This is a genomic window from Achromobacter sp. HNDS-1 (assembly GCF_040084795.1).
GTDB lineage: Bacteria > Pseudomonadota > Gammaproteobacteria > Burkholderiales > Burkholderiaceae_B > Achromobacter > Achromobacter ruhlandii.
Map to the genome: position 1 here is coordinate 1,602,848 of NZ_CP157584.1, position 16,397 is coordinate 1,619,244.

16 protein-coding genes are annotated in these 16,397 nt (G+C 69.4%); 7 read left to right on the forward strand and 9 right to left on the reverse strand.

The features are described 5' to 3' along the window. Positions 1 to 59: 59 nt before the first annotated feature. A complete protein-coding gene (locus ABFG95_RS07295) occupies positions 60 to 212 on the forward strand; it encodes a hypothetical protein (protein WP_348995691.1) in 153 nt (50 codons plus the stop codon). Positions 213 to 240: 28 nt separating this feature from the next. Here ABFG95_RS07295 and ABFG95_RS07300 read toward each other — a convergent pair whose 3' ends face one another. Next, entirely contained in the window at positions 241 to 1,212 is a 972-nt protein-coding gene (locus ABFG95_RS07300) for an ABC transporter substrate-binding protein (protein WP_049072728.1), read from the reverse strand. A 242-nt stretch (positions 1,213 to 1,454) separates the two neighbouring features. Between ABFG95_RS07300 and ABFG95_RS07305 the strand changes: the two genes are divergently transcribed. Next, a complete protein-coding gene (locus tag ABFG95_RS07305) occupies positions 1,455 to 2,411 on the forward strand; it encodes an aldo/keto reductase (protein ID WP_059272160.1) in 957 nt (318 codons plus the stop codon). 39 nt (positions 2,412 to 2,450) lie between these two features. On the opposite strand, the gene ABFG95_RS07310 is transcribed toward ABFG95_RS07305, so the two are convergent. From ABFG95_RS07310 to bktB, 7 genes are all read right to left on the reverse strand, one after another. Then, complete coding sequence (locus ABFG95_RS07310) at positions 2,451 to 3,425, reverse strand: tripartite tricarboxylate transporter substrate binding protein (RefSeq protein WP_049072725.1); 975 nt, start codon at positions 3,423 to 3,425, stop codon at positions 2,451 to 2,453. A 162-nt stretch (positions 3,426 to 3,587) separates the two neighbouring features. After that, positions 3,588 to 5,129 (reverse strand): malonyl-CoA synthase, encoded by a 1,542-nt coding sequence (locus ABFG95_RS07315; RefSeq protein WP_348995693.1) that lies wholly within the window; start codon positions 5,127 to 5,129, stop codon positions 3,588 to 3,590. Between the two features lie 5 nt (positions 5,130 to 5,134). Further along, positions 5,135 to 5,926: an enoyl-CoA hydratase/isomerase family protein gene (locus tag ABFG95_RS07320; RefSeq protein WP_175146273.1), complete on the reverse strand. Its 792-nt coding sequence runs from the start codon at positions 5,924 to 5,926 to the stop codon at positions 5,135 to 5,137. 49 nt (positions 5,927 to 5,975) lie between these two features. Further along, positions 5,976 to 7,289: a malonyl-CoA decarboxylase family protein gene (locus ABFG95_RS07325; RefSeq protein ID WP_049072720.1), complete on the reverse strand. Its 1,314-nt coding sequence runs from the start codon at positions 7,287 to 7,289 to the stop codon at positions 5,976 to 5,978. Next, complete coding sequence (locus ABFG95_RS07330; protein ID WP_054416374.1) at positions 7,240 to 7,989, reverse strand: GntR family transcriptional regulator; 750 nt, start codon at positions 7,987 to 7,989, stop codon at positions 7,240 to 7,242. The genes ABFG95_RS07325 and ABFG95_RS07330 overlap by 50 nt, the downstream gene beginning before the upstream one ends. Before the next feature lie 111 nt (positions 7,990 to 8,100). Then, entirely contained in the window at positions 8,101 to 8,871 is a 771-nt protein-coding gene (locus ABFG95_RS07335; protein WP_049072718.1) for a spermidine synthase, read from the reverse strand. A gap of 140 nt (positions 8,872 to 9,011) precedes the next feature. Continuing rightward, on the reverse strand, positions 9,012 to 10,193 hold the full coding sequence (gene bktB / locus ABFG95_RS07340) for a beta-ketothiolase BktB (RefSeq protein WP_049072717.1): 1,182 nt from the start codon (positions 10,191 to 10,193) through the stop codon (positions 9,012 to 9,014). 170 nt (positions 10,194 to 10,363) lie between these two features. Between bktB and ABFG95_RS07345 the strand changes: the two genes are divergently transcribed. Next, a complete protein-coding gene (locus ABFG95_RS07345) occupies positions 10,364 to 11,515 on the forward strand; it encodes an acyl-CoA dehydrogenase family protein (RefSeq protein ID WP_348995694.1) in 1,152 nt (383 codons plus the stop codon). Positions 11,516 to 11,524: 9 nt separating this feature from the next. Beyond that, positions 11,525 to 12,538: an acyl-CoA dehydrogenase family protein gene (locus ABFG95_RS07350; protein ID WP_175146274.1), complete on the forward strand. Its 1,014-nt coding sequence runs from the start codon at positions 11,525 to 11,527 to the stop codon at positions 12,536 to 12,538. Positions 12,539 to 12,549: 11 nt separating this feature from the next. On the opposite strand, the gene ABFG95_RS07355 is transcribed toward ABFG95_RS07350, so the two are convergent. Continuing rightward, entirely contained in the window at positions 12,550 to 13,446 is an 897-nt protein-coding gene (locus ABFG95_RS07355; RefSeq protein ID WP_235432755.1) for a LysR family transcriptional regulator, read from the reverse strand. 71 nt (positions 13,447 to 13,517) lie between these two features. On the opposite strand from ABFG95_RS07355, the gene ABFG95_RS07360 reads away from it, so the two are divergent. The 3 genes from ABFG95_RS07360 (at position 13,518) to ABFG95_RS07370 (ending at position 16,285) form a co-directional block, all read left to right on the forward strand. Beyond that, positions 13,518 to 14,762, forward strand: a complete 1,245-nt coding sequence (locus ABFG95_RS07360; protein WP_348995695.1) for a CoA transferase — start codon at positions 13,518 to 13,520, stop codon at positions 14,760 to 14,762. Beyond that, on the forward strand, positions 14,759 to 15,232 hold the full coding sequence (locus ABFG95_RS07365) for a MaoC family dehydratase (protein WP_054416369.1): 474 nt from the start codon (positions 14,759 to 14,761) through the stop codon (positions 15,230 to 15,232). The genes ABFG95_RS07360 and ABFG95_RS07365 overlap by 4 nt, the downstream gene beginning before the upstream one ends. Positions 15,233 to 15,319: 87 nt before the next feature. Further along, on the forward strand, positions 15,320 to 16,285 hold the full coding sequence (locus ABFG95_RS07370) for a tripartite tricarboxylate transporter substrate binding protein (protein WP_054416368.1): 966 nt from the start codon (positions 15,320 to 15,322) through the stop codon (positions 16,283 to 16,285). Positions 16,286 to 16,397 lie beyond the last annotated feature (112 nt).

Consider the following 16,397-nt stretch of genomic DNA (forward strand, 5'->3'; position numbering starts at 1 on the left):
TTGGCGGCCAGGGCCGCAAGCGGGCTGCTTGAGGGACGCTCCGGGGAGCAAAACGCGGCATGTGGTCCGTGACCAACCTGCCGTTCAAGGCCAACGCCATCGCGCCGGGCCGCGCGCACCTTGTGGATGCTGCCGCCCTGTGGACCCCGCTTACCGGCGCGGGGCAAACACAAGAAAACAAGATAAAACAAAACCCCGCTCATGCCGGGTAGGCACGGGCGGGGCCGAACGACTTGCGCTTTACTTTACCACCACCGCGGCCGACTTAATGATCGCGTCGGACAGCGTCACGCCTTGCTTGGCGGCGGCGCCCGGGTTCACGTAGAGCTCCAGCTTGGAGATGGTTTCGGACGGAATCGCGCCGGGCTTCTCGCCCTTGAGGATGCGCACCACGACCTTGCCGGTCTGCACGCCCAGGTCACGGTAATTGATGCCCAGGGCGGCGATGCCGCCGCGCTTGACGCTGTCGGTGTCCGAGGCGATCAGCGGGATCTTGGCGTCGTTGCCGACCTTCACCAGCGACTCGTAGGCCGAGACCACGTTGTTGTCGGTGTTGGTGTAGATGACGTCGACCTTGCCGATCAGGCTGCGCGCGGCGGACGCCACGTCGACCGAACGCGGGGCGGCGGCTTCGACCAGGCTCATGCCCGACTTGGGCAGGATTTCCTGCAGTTTCTTGACCACCACGACCGAGTTGGCCTCGCCCGGGTTGTAGACCATGCCAACGCGCTTGGCGTTGGGCACGATCTTCTTGATCAGCTCGACCTGCTTGTCCAGCGCCAGCAGGTCCGACACGCCGGTGACGTTGGTGCCCGAGGCGTCCATGCTGGCGACCAGTTGGGCGGCGACCGGGTCGGTCACGGCGGAATACACCACCGGCACGTCCTTGGTGGCGGCCACGACGGCCTGGGCCGACGGGGTGGCGATGGCGACGATGGCGTCGGGCTTGTCGCCGACGAACTTGCGCGCGATCTGGGCGGCGGTGCCGGTGTTGCCCTGGGCGCTCTGGTACTGCCACTTCAGGTTCTTGCCCGGCTCGTAGCCGGCTTGCTTGAGGGCGTCCTGCACCCCGTCACGCACGGCGTCCAGCGCCGGGTGCTCGACGATGGCGGTGACCGCCACCGACTTCTGCTGCGCCGCCACCGGCGCGGCGATCGCCATCGCCAGCGCCATTGCGCCAACCGTCAGAAAATGTTTTTTTCCGATCAGCATAGGTAAGCTCCTTGAACCCTTGGTGTTTGTTCATTATTACGGCTGTTCCGCGGGCTTCCCCACGGTCCGGACAGCCGTAAAGCCGTATAGTCTAACGTGTCGCAACACAAATTCACTTGGGGGGAATCCCTGAAATGGTGCATGCGTGGCGCGGCTGCCCCATGCCGGGGCGGGCGGCGCCAATATACTAAAAGCGCCGCGCCCGCGCGACACGACATCCGCGACATCCAAAGGGCCACATCATGATCAAACGCGCATTGGGCCGCTCCGGCCTGCAGATCCCCCCCCTCACCTTCGGCGGCAACGTCTTCGGCTGGACCGTCGACGAGGCCGGCACGTTCTCGCTGCTGGACGCGCTGGTTGACGCCGGCCTGAATTTCATCGACACCGCCGACGTCTATTCGCGCTGGGTGCCGGGCAACCAGGGCGGTGAATCCGAAACCCTGATCGGCAAGTGGCTCAAGCGCTCGGGCAAGCGCGACCGCGTGCTGATCGCCACCAAGGTCGGCATGGAGATGGGCCCGGACGCCAAGGGCCTGGCGCCGGCCTACATCCGGCGCGCGCTGGACGCGTCGCTGGCGCGGCTGCAGACCGACCACGTCGACCTGTACCAGTCACACAAGGACGACCCCGACACGCCGCTGACCGACACGCTGGGCGAATACGCCAAGCTGATCGAGGCCGGCAAGGTGCGCGCCATCGGCGCCTCCAACTACACCGCGGTGCGGCTGTCCGAAGCGCTGATCGCCAGCGAACGCCACAACCTGCCGCGCTATGAGAGCATCCAGCCGGAATACAACCTGTACAGCCGCGAACCGTTCGAGGGGCACCTGCAGGCGCTGGTCAAGGCGCAGGACCTGGGCACCATCAACTATTACGCGCTGGCCAGCGGCTTTCTCAGCGGCAAGTACCGCGGCCCGGCCGACGTCGGCAAGAGCGCGCGCGGCAAGAAGATCGTCGACACTTACCTGAACGACCGCGGCTACCGCATCCTCAAGGCGCTGGATGAAGTCGCCGAGGACGCCAACTGTACGCCCGCCCAGGCCGCGCTGGCCTGGCAGATCGCGCAGCCCGGCATCACCTCGCCGATCGTCAGCGCCACGTCGCTGGCGCAGCTGGACGAACTGGTCAAGGCCGCCAGCCTGACGCTGACGCGCGACCAGCTGGCCAGGCTCAGCCTGGCCAGCGACTGGCGCTGACGCGCGCCCGCGCCCACGCCCACGCCCACGCCGCGGGCGTCAATCCAGCTTGACGCCCGAGTCCGACACCACCTTGGCCCAGCGCGACACCTCGCTGTCGACGAACTTGCCGAAGGCCGGCCCGGTCAGGGTCGGAATGGCGGTGCCGTTGCTCTCCCAGGTCTCCTTGATCTTCGGCGTGTTCAGGGCCTTGGTGATTTCCGCCGTCATGCGGTCCACCGCCTCCTGCGGCGTGCCCGCGGGCGCCCAGATCGCGTACCAGGTCGACACCACGTAGTTCGGCACCCCGGCCTCGGCCGCGGTCGGCACGTCCGGCAGCGACGGCGAGCGCTTGTCGGCGGCCACCGCCAGCGGCTTGATCGCGCCCGAGCGGATATGGCCCGATGACGAACCCAGGCCGTCGAACGCCAGGTCCACCTGTCCGCCGATCAACGCGGTCAGCATCGGCCCGGCGCCCTGGTACGGCACGTCGACCAGCTTGATGCCGGTCTGCATGGCGAACAGTTCGCCGGCCAGGTGGTGGGTGCTGCCCTTGCCGGCCGTGCCGAAGTTGATGTCGCCGGGATGCTGCTTGGCGTAGGCGATGAATTCCTGCAGCGTCTTGACGGGCAGCTTGGTGGCATTGATGACCACCACCTGCGGCGGCTGCGCCACCAGCGCCACCGGCACGAAGTCCTTCTGGATGTTGTAGTTCAGGCTCTTGTACAGCGACGGCGCCAGCGCATGGTGCGCGCCGCCCATGAAGAAGGTGTAGCCGTCCGGCCGCGCCTTGGCGGCCACGCCCGCGCCGACGGTGCCGCCGGCGCCGCCCTTGTTGTCGATCACCACCGACTGGCCCAGTTGCATCGTCAACTGCTGGGCCAGGGGCCGGGCGAAGGTATCGGTGCCGCCCCCGGCGGGAAAGGGCACGATGAGCGTGATGGGCCGTTCCGGCCAGGACGCGGCGCTGGCGGTGCCGGCGAAACCGGCGGCCAGCGTGGCCAGCAGGGTCGCGGCGAACATGCGGTATTTCATATTGTCTCCTCTTGCTGCAGCGTGGGGACGGCGCGTTTCCCGCGTCTCGTCTCTTGTGTTCTTGGGTTGGGATGCTGCCTGGTTCGGGAATCGTTCTGGAAAGGGGTCGGGCTCCTTGGAAAAAAATGGCCGGTCTGCGTGGACCGGCCTGGCATGACGACGCTACAGTGCCTGATAGGTTTCGCGCAGCACGTTCTTCTGCACCTTGCCCATGGTGTTGCGCGGCAGCTGGTCAACGATGTGCACGCGCTTGGGCACCTTGAAGTTGGCGATGCGCGCCTTCAGCTCGGCCTGCATCGCGGCGGCGTCCAGCGTGGCGCCGTCCTTGGGCACCACCACCGCCACCACCGCTTCGCCGAAATCGGCATGCGGCACGCCGATGACGGCCGATTCGGCCACGCCCGGCATGTCGTCGATCAGCGTCTCGATCTCTTTCGGATAGACGTTGAAGCCGCCGGAGATGATCAGGTCCTTGCTGCGGCCGACGATCGACAGATAGTCGGCAGGCACGTCGCGGCCAGCGGATTCGCCGCCCCAGCGGCCCACGTCGCCGGTCTTGAACCAGCCATCCTGGGTGAATTCCTCGCGCGTCTTTTCCGGCATGCGCCAGTAGCCCGAGAACACGTTGGGTCCGCGCACCTGCACGTTGCCGATCTCGCCCGGCGCCAGCGCGATGCCGGCATCGTCCACCACCCGCACCTGCACGCCCGGCAACGCCCGGCCCACCGTGCCGGCCAGGCGTTCGCCATCGGCCGCGTCATACGGATTGGAGGTCAGCATGACGGTCTCGCTCATGCCGTAGCGTTCCAGGATGGCGTGGCCGCTGCGCTCGCGGAAATCGTTGAAGGTCTCGGACAGCAGCGGCGCCGAGCCCGAGATGAACAGGCGCATGTTGGCGCACACGTCGCGATTGAAGCGCTTGTCGGCCAGCAGCCGCACGTAGTAGGTCGGCACGCCCATCATTACCGTGCTCTGCGGCAGGTAGCGCAGCGCCTGGTCGGCGTCCAGCTTGGGCAGCCAGATCATCTTCGCACCCGCCAGCAGCGCGCCGTGCGAGGCCACGAACAGGCCGTGCACATGGAAGATCGGCAGCATGTGCAGCAGCACGTCGTCCGAGCGCCAGCCCCAGTACTTGTGCAGCACTTGCGCGTTGGACGCCAGGTTGCCATGCGACAGCATCGCCCCCTTGCTGCGGCCGGTGGTGCCGGACGTGTAGAGGATGGCGGCCAGGTCGTCCGGCTTGCGCTTGACGGTCCTGAAGGTCTGCGACAGGCCGCCGGCGGCTTCCAGCAGCGTGCCGGTGCGGTCTTCGTCGAGCGTGTACACATGCGCGCAGCCGGCCTTGTCGGCGGCGCGCTGGACCCAGTCGCGGTTCTTGCTGGCGCAGACCACCACGGCCGGCTCGGCGTTGCCCAGGAAATACTCGATTTCAGCTTCGCGATAGGCGGTATTCAGCGGCAGGTACACCAGGCCGGCGCGCAGCGTGGCCAGGTACAGCAACAGGGCTTCGGGCGATTTCTCGACCTGCACCGCGACCCGCGCGCCCTCGGGCAGCTTGAGCGAGGCCAGCAGGTTGGCCAGGCAGGCCGTGGCGCGGTCGATGTCGTCCCAGGTGTAGGCCAGCTCGGGGGTTTCGAGCGCGACCTGTTTGCGATCGGCGGGGAATCCGCCCTCCAGCACAGCGTATAGATTGGCGTTGCTCACCGTTTTCAGTCTCCGGAGAAGTGGGGGTCTACGCCGGCCAGGAAAGCGCGCACGCCCTCCTTGTGGTCCCGGCTCTCGGCGTAGGAGAAATAATCCTGGTATTCGGCTTCGGTCAAGGCGCCGCCCTGCGCCAGGCGCGCCGACAGGCGCTTGTTGATGCGGGCGGCCAGCGGCGCGCCCTGGCAGATGCGTTCGGCGCTGCGCCGGGCCTGCGCGGCCACCTCGGCATCGGCCACGATGCGCGTCAGCAATCCCAGGTCGCGCGCCTCGGCGGCGCCGAACACGCGGCCTTCGAGCAGGATGGCCAGCGTCGCGGCGCGGCCGGCCAATGCCAGCAGGCCGCGCATCTCGTCGGGCGCCATGGGAAAGCCCAGCCGGTTGATCGGCACGCCAAAGCGCGCCGATTCGCCGGCGATGCGCAGGTCGCACTGGCAGGCGATCTCCAGCCCGCCGCCGACGCACACGCCTTCGATCTGCGCCACCACCGGCTGCGGGCATTGCGCCACGGCCATCAATGCGGGCGCCAGTATCTCGCGGTGATAGCGCTGCACGCCCGCGGCATCGGCGCGCTCGGCCGGAAACTCGCGGATGTCCGCGCCCGCGGCGAAATTGCCGCCCTCGCCGCGCACGATCACGCAGCGCAGCGCGTCGTCGGCGGCGATGCGCGTGAAGACATCGCGCAGTTCGCGCCACATGCCCACGGTGATGGCGTTCAGACGCCCCGGGTGCGACAGCGTCACCCAGGCCAGTTGCCCGTCGCGTTGCAGCAGCACACGGCCTGCCGTGTTGTCCGTCATGTCCCCTCGCTGGTTATCGTTTTTTTTTTGTGTGACGACGCGCCGCCGCTCAGGCCGCGCGTCCCACGCCGCGGCTCACTTGCGGCTTGCCTTCATGCAGGCGCGCCAGGTTGCCGTCCAGTTCATCCAGGTCGTACAGGTAATTGACCATCAGGCCGCAGGACTGCTTGAGTCCCTTGGCCGACGTGTCCGCCGCCCAGTTCAGGCGCTCGATGCGCGCGCCGTTGCCCAGGTGGAAGCGAGCCACCGCGTCCAGCGGCAAGCCGTTCTTCATCGCCTGCAGGTAGTGCGCGGCCAGGCGGAACGCGGCGCGCTTGACCACGTCGGACGTCTTCCTGCCCTGTGCCGCGCGCGTCAGCCGCGCCACCCAGCGCCGGCCGTCGGGCACGCCGGCGCGCTGGCGCGCCTGGGCGCGCGACTTGTCCTCGCGCAGGACCGCCTCGACCGCGTCGGCGTCGAGCTTGCCGAGCCAGTCGGCGAAGCCGGGAATCGGCGACAGGGTGGCGAACGACTTGAGCTTGGGCAGTTCCTCCAGCAATTGCTCGACCACGCGCTTGAGCAGGAAATTGCCGAAACTGATGCCCTTCAGGCCCGGCTGGGTGTTGGATATGGAATAGAAAATCGCCCAGCGCGCCTTGTCCAGGTCCTGCCGTGGCGCGGCGCTGTCCAGCAGCGCCTGCACGTTGTCGGCCATGCTGCCGGCAAAGGCCACCTCGACGAAGATCAGCGGCACGTCGGGCAACTGCGGATGGAAATAGGCGTAGCAGCGGCGATCCGGCGCCACGCGGTGGCGCAGGTCGTCCCACGACTGGATCTCGTGCACGGCCTCGTAGATGATCAGTTTTTCCAGCAGCGAGGCGGGCGAGTCCCAGGTCAGCGGCCGCAGTTCCAGCAGGCCGACGTCGAACCAGGCCGACAGCAGGCCTTCGAGATCCTTGTCCAGCGCCTGGATGCCGGCGACCTGCTTGCGCCAGCGCAGCATGTCGGCGCGCAGCTCGACCAGGAAGCGCAGGCCCATCGGTTGCGCGTTGAAGCGCTTGAACAGGCGTGCGCCCTCGGCGGCATCGCCCGCGAAGGTGCCGCGCACCTGCGCCAGGGCGGCCAGCATCAGGCGCCGGTCCTTGCCGTCGGCGGCGCTATAGCGCTCGCACCAGCGCCGCGCCAGCTTGTTGGCGGCCACGTCGGTCAGGCGCGCCTCGAACAGCCGCCGCACTTCGGATTCACTGGGCAGGCGGCCACGTTCCCACAACCGGCCCAGGCGGGTGATCAGGCTTTCGCCGGCCTCGGCGGCGTCCGTGTCGACCGGTTCGGCGTCAGGCGTGCGTGCGCCGCGCGCGGGCGCGAGATTGGCGGGTGCGTTCATGGGCGGTTTCCTCGGCTGCGGGAAGATCGGAAAGCGGTGGCGCGTCGTCGGCGGCGGCCAATGCGCGCAGCACCTCGAGCTGGCGCATCAGGTGATGACGCGCCAGCGCCTCGGCGCGTTCGGGCTCGCGGGCCCGGAGGGCCTCGAAGATGGCCAGGTGCTCGGCACAGGACTCCTGGATGCGGCCGGGCCAGGCCAGGCTGCGGTGGCGCGACAGGCTCAGCACCTTGCGCAGATTGCCCACCATGTCGACCAGCCACTGGTTGCCGGCCAGCGCCTGCACCGCCTCGTGGATCAGGTAATTGGTCTGGTAATAGGCGTCGATGCGGCCGGCGGCGGCATGGCCGGCCAGCGCCTCGTGCAACGGCGCCAGCGCCGCCAACTGCGCGTCCGACGCCTTGCACGCGGCTTCATGGGCGCAGCGGCCTTCCAGCATGGCCATCAACGGAAAGATGTCTTCCAGGTCCTGCGCCGACAATTCATTGACGAAGCAGCCGCGGCGCGGCTCCAGCCGCACCAGGCCCTCGGTGGCCAGCACCTTCAACGCCTCGCGCAGCGGCGTGCGCGAGATGCCCAGTTCGCCCGCCAGGCGCAGTTCGTCGATCCACTCGCCGTTGCGCAGCGCGCGCGCGTGGATCATGCCGCGCAGGCGATCCGCGACTTCCAGGTACAGGGCTTGCCGGACGATGGGTGAGGTCATGGGCAGACGGCCTGACGGCGCCGTAATTCATAATTATGAATAAGGCCATCATATCTCCGGTCTGTGGAAGCGGACCAGTCCGATGTTGTAAGGACTTGCCCTAACCCGTACCTAAAAATGCAGAACGCCGTCAACCGCGTGACGGGTCAGCGCACGCGCCCAGCGGCGCGCCGGCAGGCCATACTGGGATTCGACCACCTCGGCCCGCGCCAGCAGCTCGGCCGGCGTGACCGCCAGGCGCGGACCGGAAAACGCCAGCACGATCTGGTTGCCGGCATCGATCTCGGGCAGCAGCACGATGCGATCGTCGAAGGCCTTGGCCAGATTGTCGATGTTCTTGCCGAAACTTTCGTGACGGCCGAACAGGTTCACCGCCACCACCCCGACCTCTCCCAGCACGCGGCGGCAATCACGGTAGAACTTGACGCTGTCGCGCACCGGCCCCTGCGCCGAGGCGTCATACAGGTCGACCATCAGCACGGGACAGCGGCCGGCGTTGAGCGGATCCGCGGCCCATTCGGCGGCGTCGGCGTGCTCGACCCGCAGGCGGTTCTCGCCCGGCAGGCGGAAGAACATGTGGCAGGCGGCGGTGACGCGCGGATTCCATTCCACCGCCAGCAGCGGCGCGCGCGTCTGCCTGGCGCAGAAGCGCGCCAGCGAGCCAGCGCCCAGGCCGAACATGCCGATGGCCTCGTCCTTGGGCGGTTCCAGGAACAGCAGCCAGGCCATCATCTGGCTGGTGTATTCCAGCACCAGCTCCGCCGGGTTCTTGATGCGCATGGCGCCCTGGACCCATTCGGTGTTGAAGTGCAGATAACGCACGCCGTCCAATTCCGACAGGGTCGGCTGGTCGAGTTCGGAGGGGAATTTGGATTTGTACATGGGCGCGATTGTAGGCCCGGCGCGCACAGCCGTCGGCGCCACGCCGCCATGCGACCGGAATGCGGGCCGGCGCGGGCGGACCGTCGCGGCCCGCCCCGGGATACCGATGCGCGGTCAACGCCGCACCGGCGAAGCGTCGCTCAGATGCGCTCGAAGATCGCCGCGATGCCCTGGCCGCCGCCGATGCACATGGTCACCAGCGCGTAGCGGCCTTGCACGCGCTGCAATTCGTGCAGCGCCTTGACCGTGATGATGGCGCCGGTGGCGCCAATCGGGTGGCCCAGGCCGATGCCGCTGCCGTTGGGGTTGACCTTGGCCGGGTCCAGCTTCAGTTCGCGGGTCACGGCGCACGCCTGCGCGGCGAAGGCCTCGTTGGCCTCGATCACGTCCAGCTGGTCCACGGTCAGGCCGGCGCGCTTGAGCGCGGCCTGCGTGGCCGGCACCGGGCCGATGCCCATGATGGTCGGGTCGACGCCGGCGTGCGCGTAGGCCACCAGGCGCGCCAGCGGCTTGACGCCGCGCTTGGCCGCCACCGAGGCGTTCATCAGCACCAGCGCGCCGGCGCCGTCGTTCAGCCCCGAGGCATTGCCGGCGGTGACGGTGCCGTTTTCCTTCTGGAACACCGGCTTGAGCGCGGCCAGGCTGTCGGCCGTGACGTCGCGACGCACGTGCTCGTCGGTGTCGAACACCACTTCGCCCTTGCGCGTCTTCTGCACGATCGGCACGATCTGGTCGCGGAAGTAGCCGGCCTCGATGGCGTTGGCGGCGCGACGATGCGATTCGGCGGCCAGCGCGTCCTGGTCCTGACGGCTGATGCCGAACTGGGCGGCGACGTTCTCGGCGGTCACGCCCATGTGCATGCGGCCGAACGGATCGGACAGCGCGCCGGTCATCATGTCCTGCATGATGCTGTCGCCCATGCGCGCGCCCCAGCGCTGCGCCGGCGCGATGTAGGGCGCGCGGCTCATGCTCTCGGCGCCCGCGCCGATGGCGATGTCGGCATCGCCCAGCAGGATGGTCTGCGCCGCCGACACGATGGCCTGCAGGCCCGAACCGCACAGGCGGTTGACGTTGAAGGCGGGGGTTTCCTTGGCGATGCCCGCGTTCATGGCGGCCACGCGCGACAGGTACATGTCGCGCGGTTCGGTGTTGATGACGTGGCCGACGGCGACATGGCCCACTTCGTCGCCCTTGACGGCGGCGCGTTCCAGCGCGGCCTTGATGACGGCGGCGCCCAGATCGCAGGGCGGCACGTCCTTCAGCGCGCCGCCGAAATCGCCGATGGCGGTGCGGACGGCGGATGCGACGATGACTTCGTTCATGATGTGTTTCCTCCTGGTGATCCTTTCATCATACTCGCGCCGCCGCGCGCTCCCGGTCCGATATCGGATCCTTATCGGCAGGCAAGAATTTACTATTGGACAGCCCGCGCGCGGCTCGCGGATAGTGGCCAGCGGCGCGCCGCCCCGGCGCCCGCCAGACCGGACCCGCCATGATCGAAACGCTGGAACTGACCGCCATCCCCCCGCAGGACGAGGCGCTGCGCGCCGACGTACGCGCCTTCCTGGCCGACGCGCTGGACGGGCTGGAACCCGATGAACGCGCCCGCTCCTGGATGGGTTACGACGCCGGTTTCAGCCGCCAGCTGGCCGAACGCGGCTGGCTCGGCCTGACGCTGCCGCGCGAATACGGCGGCGCCGGGCGCGGCCATTTCGCGCGCTTCGTGCTGTCCGAGGAATTGCTGGGTGCGGGCGCACCGGTGTCGGCGCACTGGATCGCCGACCGCCAGAGCGCGCCGCTGATCCTCAAGCTCGGCACGCCGGCGCAGAAGGCCTTCTACCTGCCGCGCATCTGCCGCGCCGAGGCCTTCTTCTGCATCGGCATGAGCGAGCCCGGCTCGGGCTCCGACCTGGCCAGCATCCGCACCCGCGCCGAGCCCGTGGCGGGTGGCTGGCGCCTGAACGGCAGCAAGGTCTGGACCACCAATGCGCACCGCTCGCACTACATGCTCGCGCTGGCCCGCACCTCCGGCACGCCGGAGGACCGTCACCAGGGCCTGTCGCAGCTCATCGTCGACCTGTCGCTGCCGGGCGTGTCCATCCGGCCGATCAAGGATCTGGCCGGCGACGCGCATTTCTCCGAAGTGTTCTTCGACAACGTCGAGCTGGCGCCGGACGCGCTCATCGGTCAGGAGGGCGCGGGCTGGGCCCAGGTCAACGCCGAACTGGCGTTCGAGCGCAGCGGGCCGGAACGCCTGTATTCCTCCATCTCGCTGTTGCAGTGCTGGCTGGCGCACGGCCGCGCCGGCGACGGGCTGGACGCCGCCGACCAGGCCCTGCTGGGCGCCCTCCTGGCGCAGATGGCGGTGCTGCGCGCCCTGTCGCTGGCGGTCGCCGGCAAGCTGGCGGCGGGCCAGAGTCCGGCCATCGAGGCGGCCCTGGTGAAGGACCTGGGCACGGAACTGGAGCAGGACATCCCGCGACTGATCGCCGACGCGCTGGGCCGCCGGCCCGAGCGCCCGCCCCCCTTGCCGCTGCTGCGCACCCTGGCCTACCTGGAACAGGTGGCCCCGACTTTCTCGCTGCGCGGTGGCACCCGCGAAATCCTGCGCGGCATCATCGCGCGCGGCCTCGGCCTTCGATAGGAACCCATCATGGAATCGATGCTTGGCGATGCCGCCAACCGCCTGTTCGCGCAGACCTGCACGCCCGACGTGATCCGCCAGGCCGAACAGGGCCAGCCGCCGGCGCAAGCCTGGCAGGCCTGCGAAGACGCCGGATTCGCCGACGCGCTGGTGCCGGAATCCCGAGGCGGCGCCGGGCTGGCGCTGGCCGACGCGCTGCCGCTGGCCACCGCCGCCGGCCGCCACCTGTGCCCCTACCCCATCGTCGATACGCTGCTGGCGCGCGCCTGGCTGGCACACGCCGGTCATGCGCCCGCCCCCGGCGCGATCGCGCTGGCGCCGCATGGCTGGCAAGCATCCGGGCGCCAGGCAGCGGGCGCCAACGTGCCCTGGATCCGCGGCGCCGACGCGGTGCTGGCGCGCATCGGCGAACAGACCTGGCTGCTGCCGGTCCGCGCCGCAACCATTGAATCCAGCGGCGTGCACGGCAGCCTGGACGCGCCGGCGCGCTGGTCGCTGGAGGACGGCGAGCGCATCGACGCCGGCGCCGGCCTGCCGGCCCTGGACGAACTGGCGGCCACCGCCTGCGCCGGCCTGATCGCCGGCGCCATGGACCGGGTGCTGGCCATGACACTGGACCATGCCAACCAGCGCCAGCAATTCGGCAAGCCGATTGGCCGTTTCCAGGCCGTGCAGCAACAGATCAGCGTCATGGCCGAACAGGTCTGGGCCGCGCGCATGGCGGCGCAACTGGCCTTCCAGGGCCGCGACGGCCTGCCACGGCCCTTGCTCGCCGCGCTCGGCAAGGCCCGCGCCAGCCTGGCGGTGGCGCGCGTGGCCGACATCGCCCATGCGGTGCACGGCGCCATCGGCATCACCGAGGAATACGACCTGCAGCTGTACACGCGCCGGCTGCGCGAATGGCGGCTGGCGGCCGGCTCGGAATCGCACTGGCACGCGCGCATCGGCGCGCATGCGCTGGCCGACGGCGGCGACGCGGTGTCCTACCTGCGCACCGCGCTGTTCGATCGCGAGACCGCCTGAGGCGGCGCCGCTCAGTCCATTTGCGCCAGCATGCTGTCGCGCAGGCGCAGCACCGAGGCACAGGACGTATCGCGGTGCGTCACCAGCGACAGCGACAACGCGGCGCGCGCCTCGGCATCGGCCAGCGGCACGAATGCCACCAGCGGCGTGCTGTAGGCGCGCGTCACGCCCGGCACCAGCGCCAGCCCCATGCCGCTGGCCACCAGGCTGACCAGCGTCTGCACCTGGATCGCTTCCTGGCTGATGCGCGGCGAAAAGCCGGCCTTGCGGCACAGCGCCTGCGCCACGCCGTGCAGGCCCGGCACCTTGGCCGGCGAATACATCACGAAACGCTCGCCGCGGGCGCGGGACAGTTCGACCGGCGCGGCGCCGGCCAGCGGATGCCCCGCGGGCACCGCCAGGATCAGGTCGTCGTGCTCGACCACCCAGGAATCCAGCGCCGGATCCTCCGCCAGCGGACCGCGCACCAGGCCGGCATCGATATCGTTGGCGCGCAGCATCGCCGCCAGGCCCACGGTGCTGTCCTCGCGCAGCTCCAATTGCACGTCCGGATACTGCGCGCGGAAGGCCGGCAGGCAGCGCGGCAGCAGCGTGTAGGTGGCCGAGCCGACGAAACCCAGCCGCAGCGTGCCCCACTCGCCCAGCGCCACGCGGCGCGCGGCCTGGCGCGCCTGCTCGGTATGGAACAGCGCGCGGCGGGCGTCGGCCATCAGCGCCTCGCCGGCCGGCGTCAGCGTCACGCCCTTGGCGCCGCGCGCCAGCAGCGGCACGCCGACCGCGTGCTCCAGTTTCTGGATCGACACCGACAGCGCGGGCTGCGCGATATGCAGCGCGTCGGCGGCGCGGCGATAGCTGCCCAGTTCGGCGATGGTGACGAACTGGCGCAGTTGCCGTAGATCGATAGCCATAACGGATTCCATATCAAGCAATACCGAAGCCATATTAGACGGGTATCAACCGCGCCGATAGGATTCCCGCCATGAGCTCCGCTACCCTCCCCCAAGCCGCCGCCCTGGGCGGCCTGCGCGTGCTGGACCTGACGTCCGTGGTGTTCGGTCCCTACGCCTCGCAGATCCTGGCCGACTACGGCGCCGACGTCGTCAAGATCGAGGCGCCCGCCGGCGACTCCACCCGCAACACCGGCCCGGCCCAGGAACCCGGCCTGGCCGCCATCTTCCTGGGCCTGAACCGCAACAAGCGCAGCGTGGTGCTGGACCTGAAACAGGCCGCCGCGCGCCAGGCGCTGCTGACGCTGGTGGACGGCGCCGACGTACTGATGCACAGCATGCGGCCGGCCAAGATGGCCGCGCTGGGCCTGGATCCCGCAACGCTCTGCACCCGTAACCCGCGCCTGGTGTATGCCGGCCTGTATGGCTTCGGCGCCGGCGGCGCCTACGACGGCAGGCCGGCCTACGACGACATCATCCAGGGCCTGTCGGGCTTTGCCGACCTGGCCGACCGCCAGACCGGGACGCCGCGCTACCTGCCAACGGTCGCGGCCGACAAGACCTGCGGACTGATCGCCGCGCACGCCATCCTGGCCGCGCTGTTCCAGCGCGAACGCACCGGCCAGGGCCAGCAACTCGAAGTGCCGATGTTCGAAAGCATGGCCTCGTACGTGCTGGTCGAGCACTACTACGGCCGGCACCTGGCGGACACGCCCGGCGAGGCCGGCTACCCCCGGGTGCTGACGCCGTGGCGGCGGCCCTGCCGCACCGCCGACGGCCACGTCTGCCTGATGCCATACACCGATGCCCATTGGCGCAGCTTTTTCCAGGCCGCCGGCCGCCCCGACCTGGCCGCGGACCCGCGCTTTGCCGACATCGCCGCGCGCACCCGCCACATCGAAACGCTCTACGAGCTGCAGGCCGGCATCGTCGCGGCGCATGACACCGCCTACTGGCTGGCGCTGTGCGAAAGGCTGGAGATCCCGGCAGCCCGCGTCAACCGCCTGCAGGACCTGGAGACCGATCCGCACCTGCGCAGCGTGGACTTCTTCCAGCCCCTGCAAAGCGCCGCCGGCAGCCGGTATCGCTTCCCGCGCAACCCCGTGCGGCTGCAGCGTTCGCAGGTGCCGCCCGCGATGCCGCCGCGCCTGGGGGAACACACCCGCGAGGTGCTGGCGCAAGCCGGCCTGGCTGGCGCCGCCATCGACGCGTTGCTGCAAACCGGCGCCGCCCGGCAAGCCGACGCCCCTCCCGCTTCCACCAAGGACTCCGCATGACCCAAGACCGCTCCGCCCCCACCCCGCTCGGCCAGGGCTATTACTGGCAGGACCTCGCCGTCGGCCAGCGCTTTCGCACCTTCCGCCGCACGGTCACCGAAACCGACATCGTCAACTTCATCAGCGCCACCGGCATGCTGGAGACGATCTTCATCGATGCCACCTATGCGCATGGCGCGATCCAGGGCCGTCCCGCGCCGGGCGCGCTAACGTACGGCCTGATCGAGGGCCTGATCATGCAGGGCATGGTGCAGGGCACCGGCCTGGCGCTGCTGGAAGTGCACAAGAAAATGCTGGCGCCGGTGGTGGCCGGCGACACCATCTGGGCCGACATCGAAGTCACCGGCGTGCGCCCGACCTCGGCGCACAACCGCGCCGTGGTCACCTCCGCCATCGAGGTTTTCAACCAGCACGGCAAACCCGTAATGGCCTACACCGCGACGCGCATGCTGGCCGGCCGGCCGGACTGACGCGGCGCGCGGCGGACAAGCGTCCCATCCAGAGGACGCTGCCGCCACGGGGCTTCGGTCCCGCCCACCAAAGCAAGGAGACAAACCATGAAACGCGCATTGCTCGCGGCCGGCCTGGCCGCGCTGACATTCATCGGCGCCCCCACCGCCCGGGCCGCCTGGCCCGAACGCCCCATCACGATGGTGGTGCCCTTCCCGCCGGGCGGCCCCACCGACCTGGTGGCGCGGGTGCTGGCCAAGCAACTGACCGACCAGTTGGGCCAGACCGTGGTGGTGGAAAACAAGGGCGGCGCCAATGGCAACATCGGCATGCAGTATGCGGCCGCCGCCAAGCCCGATGGCTACACCGTGCTCTACAACACCTCGTCGATCGCGCTCAGCCCTAACCTGTACCGCGCGCTGGCGTTCGACCCGGTCAGGGACTTCGCGCCAGTGTCGTCCACGGCGGTGATCCCGCTGGTGCTGCTGGTGCATCCCTCGGTGCCGGCGCGGGACGCGCGCGGCTTCGTCGACTACGCGCGCCAGCATCCGGGCAAGCTGTCGTACGGTTCGGCCGGCGCCGGCAATGTCACGCACCTGGGCGCGCTGTTGCTGTTGCGTTCGTTGGACATCGACGCGGTGCACGTGCCCTATCGCGGCAGCGCGCCGGCCATGACCGATCTGGTCGGCGGCCAGGTGCAGCTCATGACCAACACGCTGAACGACTCGCTGGGTTTCATCCGCGAGGGCAAGCTGCGCGCCCTGGCAGTCACCAGCCGCGAACGCAGCGCGCAATTGCCCGAGGTGCCCACGGTGGCGGAGACCGTGGCGCCGGGCTTCGAAATGGGCGCCTGGCAAGGCGTGGTGGTCCCCGCCGGCACGCCGCAACCGGTGATTCAGAAGCTCAATGCCGAGATCCGCCGCGCCCTGCAATCGGACGAGATGCAAAAACAGCTCAAGGCGCAGGGCGCCCAGGCCCTGGGCTCGACCCCGCAGGCGTACGGCGCCTACATCCAGAGCGAGATCCAGCGCTGGGGCGCGGTGATCAAGGAAGCGGGCGTCAAGCTCGACTAGGCGCGGGCGCGCAAGCCGCGCCGCCGCGCGCCACCGCCCGCTTTTCCCCAGCCGCCACCCTGGCGCGGCGGTCCGGCATCGACCTCTCCTGACGGCAAAAACGCGCTTGCAA

Bases quoted from the DNA above. Each gene is read 5' to 3' on its own strand.
- ABFG95_RS07295 (WP_348995691.1), top strand. From the start codon at position 60: ATGTGGTCCGTGACCAACCTGCCGTTCAAGGCCAACGCCATCGCGCCG.
- ABFG95_RS07300 (WP_049072728.1), bottom strand. From the start codon at position 1,212: ATGCTGATCGGAAAAAAACATTTTCTGACGGTTGGCGCAATGGCGCTG.
- ABFG95_RS07305 (WP_059272160.1), top strand. From the start codon at position 1,455: ATGATCAAACGCGCATTGGGCCGCTCCGGCCTGCAGATCCCCCCCCTC.
- ABFG95_RS07310 (WP_049072725.1), bottom strand. From the start codon at position 3,425: ATGAAATACCGCATGTTCGCCGCGACCCTGCTGGCCACGCTGGCCGCC.
- ABFG95_RS07320 (WP_175146273.1), bottom strand. From the start codon at position 5,926: ATGACGGACAACACGGCAGGCCGTGTGCTGCTGCAACGCGACGGGCAA.
- ABFG95_RS07325 (WP_049072720.1), bottom strand. From the start codon at position 7,289: ATGAACGCACCCGCCAATCTCGCGCCCGCGCGCGGCGCACGCACGCCT.
- ABFG95_RS07330 (WP_054416374.1), bottom strand. From the start codon at position 7,989: ATGACCTCACCCATCGTCCGGCAAGCCCTGTACCTGGAAGTCGCGGAT.
- ABFG95_RS07335 (WP_049072718.1), bottom strand. From the start codon at position 8,871: ATGTACAAATCCAAATTCCCCTCCGAACTCGACCAGCCGACCCTGTCG.
- bktB (WP_049072717.1), bottom strand. From the start codon at position 10,193: ATGAACGAAGTCATCGTCGCATCCGCCGTCCGCACCGCCATCGGCGAT.
- ABFG95_RS07345 (WP_348995694.1), top strand. From the start codon at position 10,364: ATGATCGAAACGCTGGAACTGACCGCCATCCCCCCGCAGGACGAGGCG.
- ABFG95_RS07350 (WP_175146274.1), top strand. From the start codon at position 11,525: ATGGAATCGATGCTTGGCGATGCCGCCAACCGCCTGTTCGCGCAGACC.
- ABFG95_RS07355 (WP_235432755.1), bottom strand. From the start codon at position 13,446: ATGGCTATCGATCTACGGCAACTGCGCCAGTTCGTCACCATCGCCGAA.
- ABFG95_RS07360 (WP_348995695.1), top strand. From the start codon at position 13,518: ATGAGCTCCGCTACCCTCCCCCAAGCCGCCGCCCTGGGCGGCCTGCGC.
- ABFG95_RS07365 (WP_054416369.1), top strand. From the start codon at position 14,759: ATGACCCAAGACCGCTCCGCCCCCACCCCGCTCGGCCAGGGCTATTAC.
- ABFG95_RS07370 (WP_054416368.1), top strand. From the start codon at position 15,320: ATGAAACGCGCATTGCTCGCGGCCGGCCTGGCCGCGCTGACATTCATC.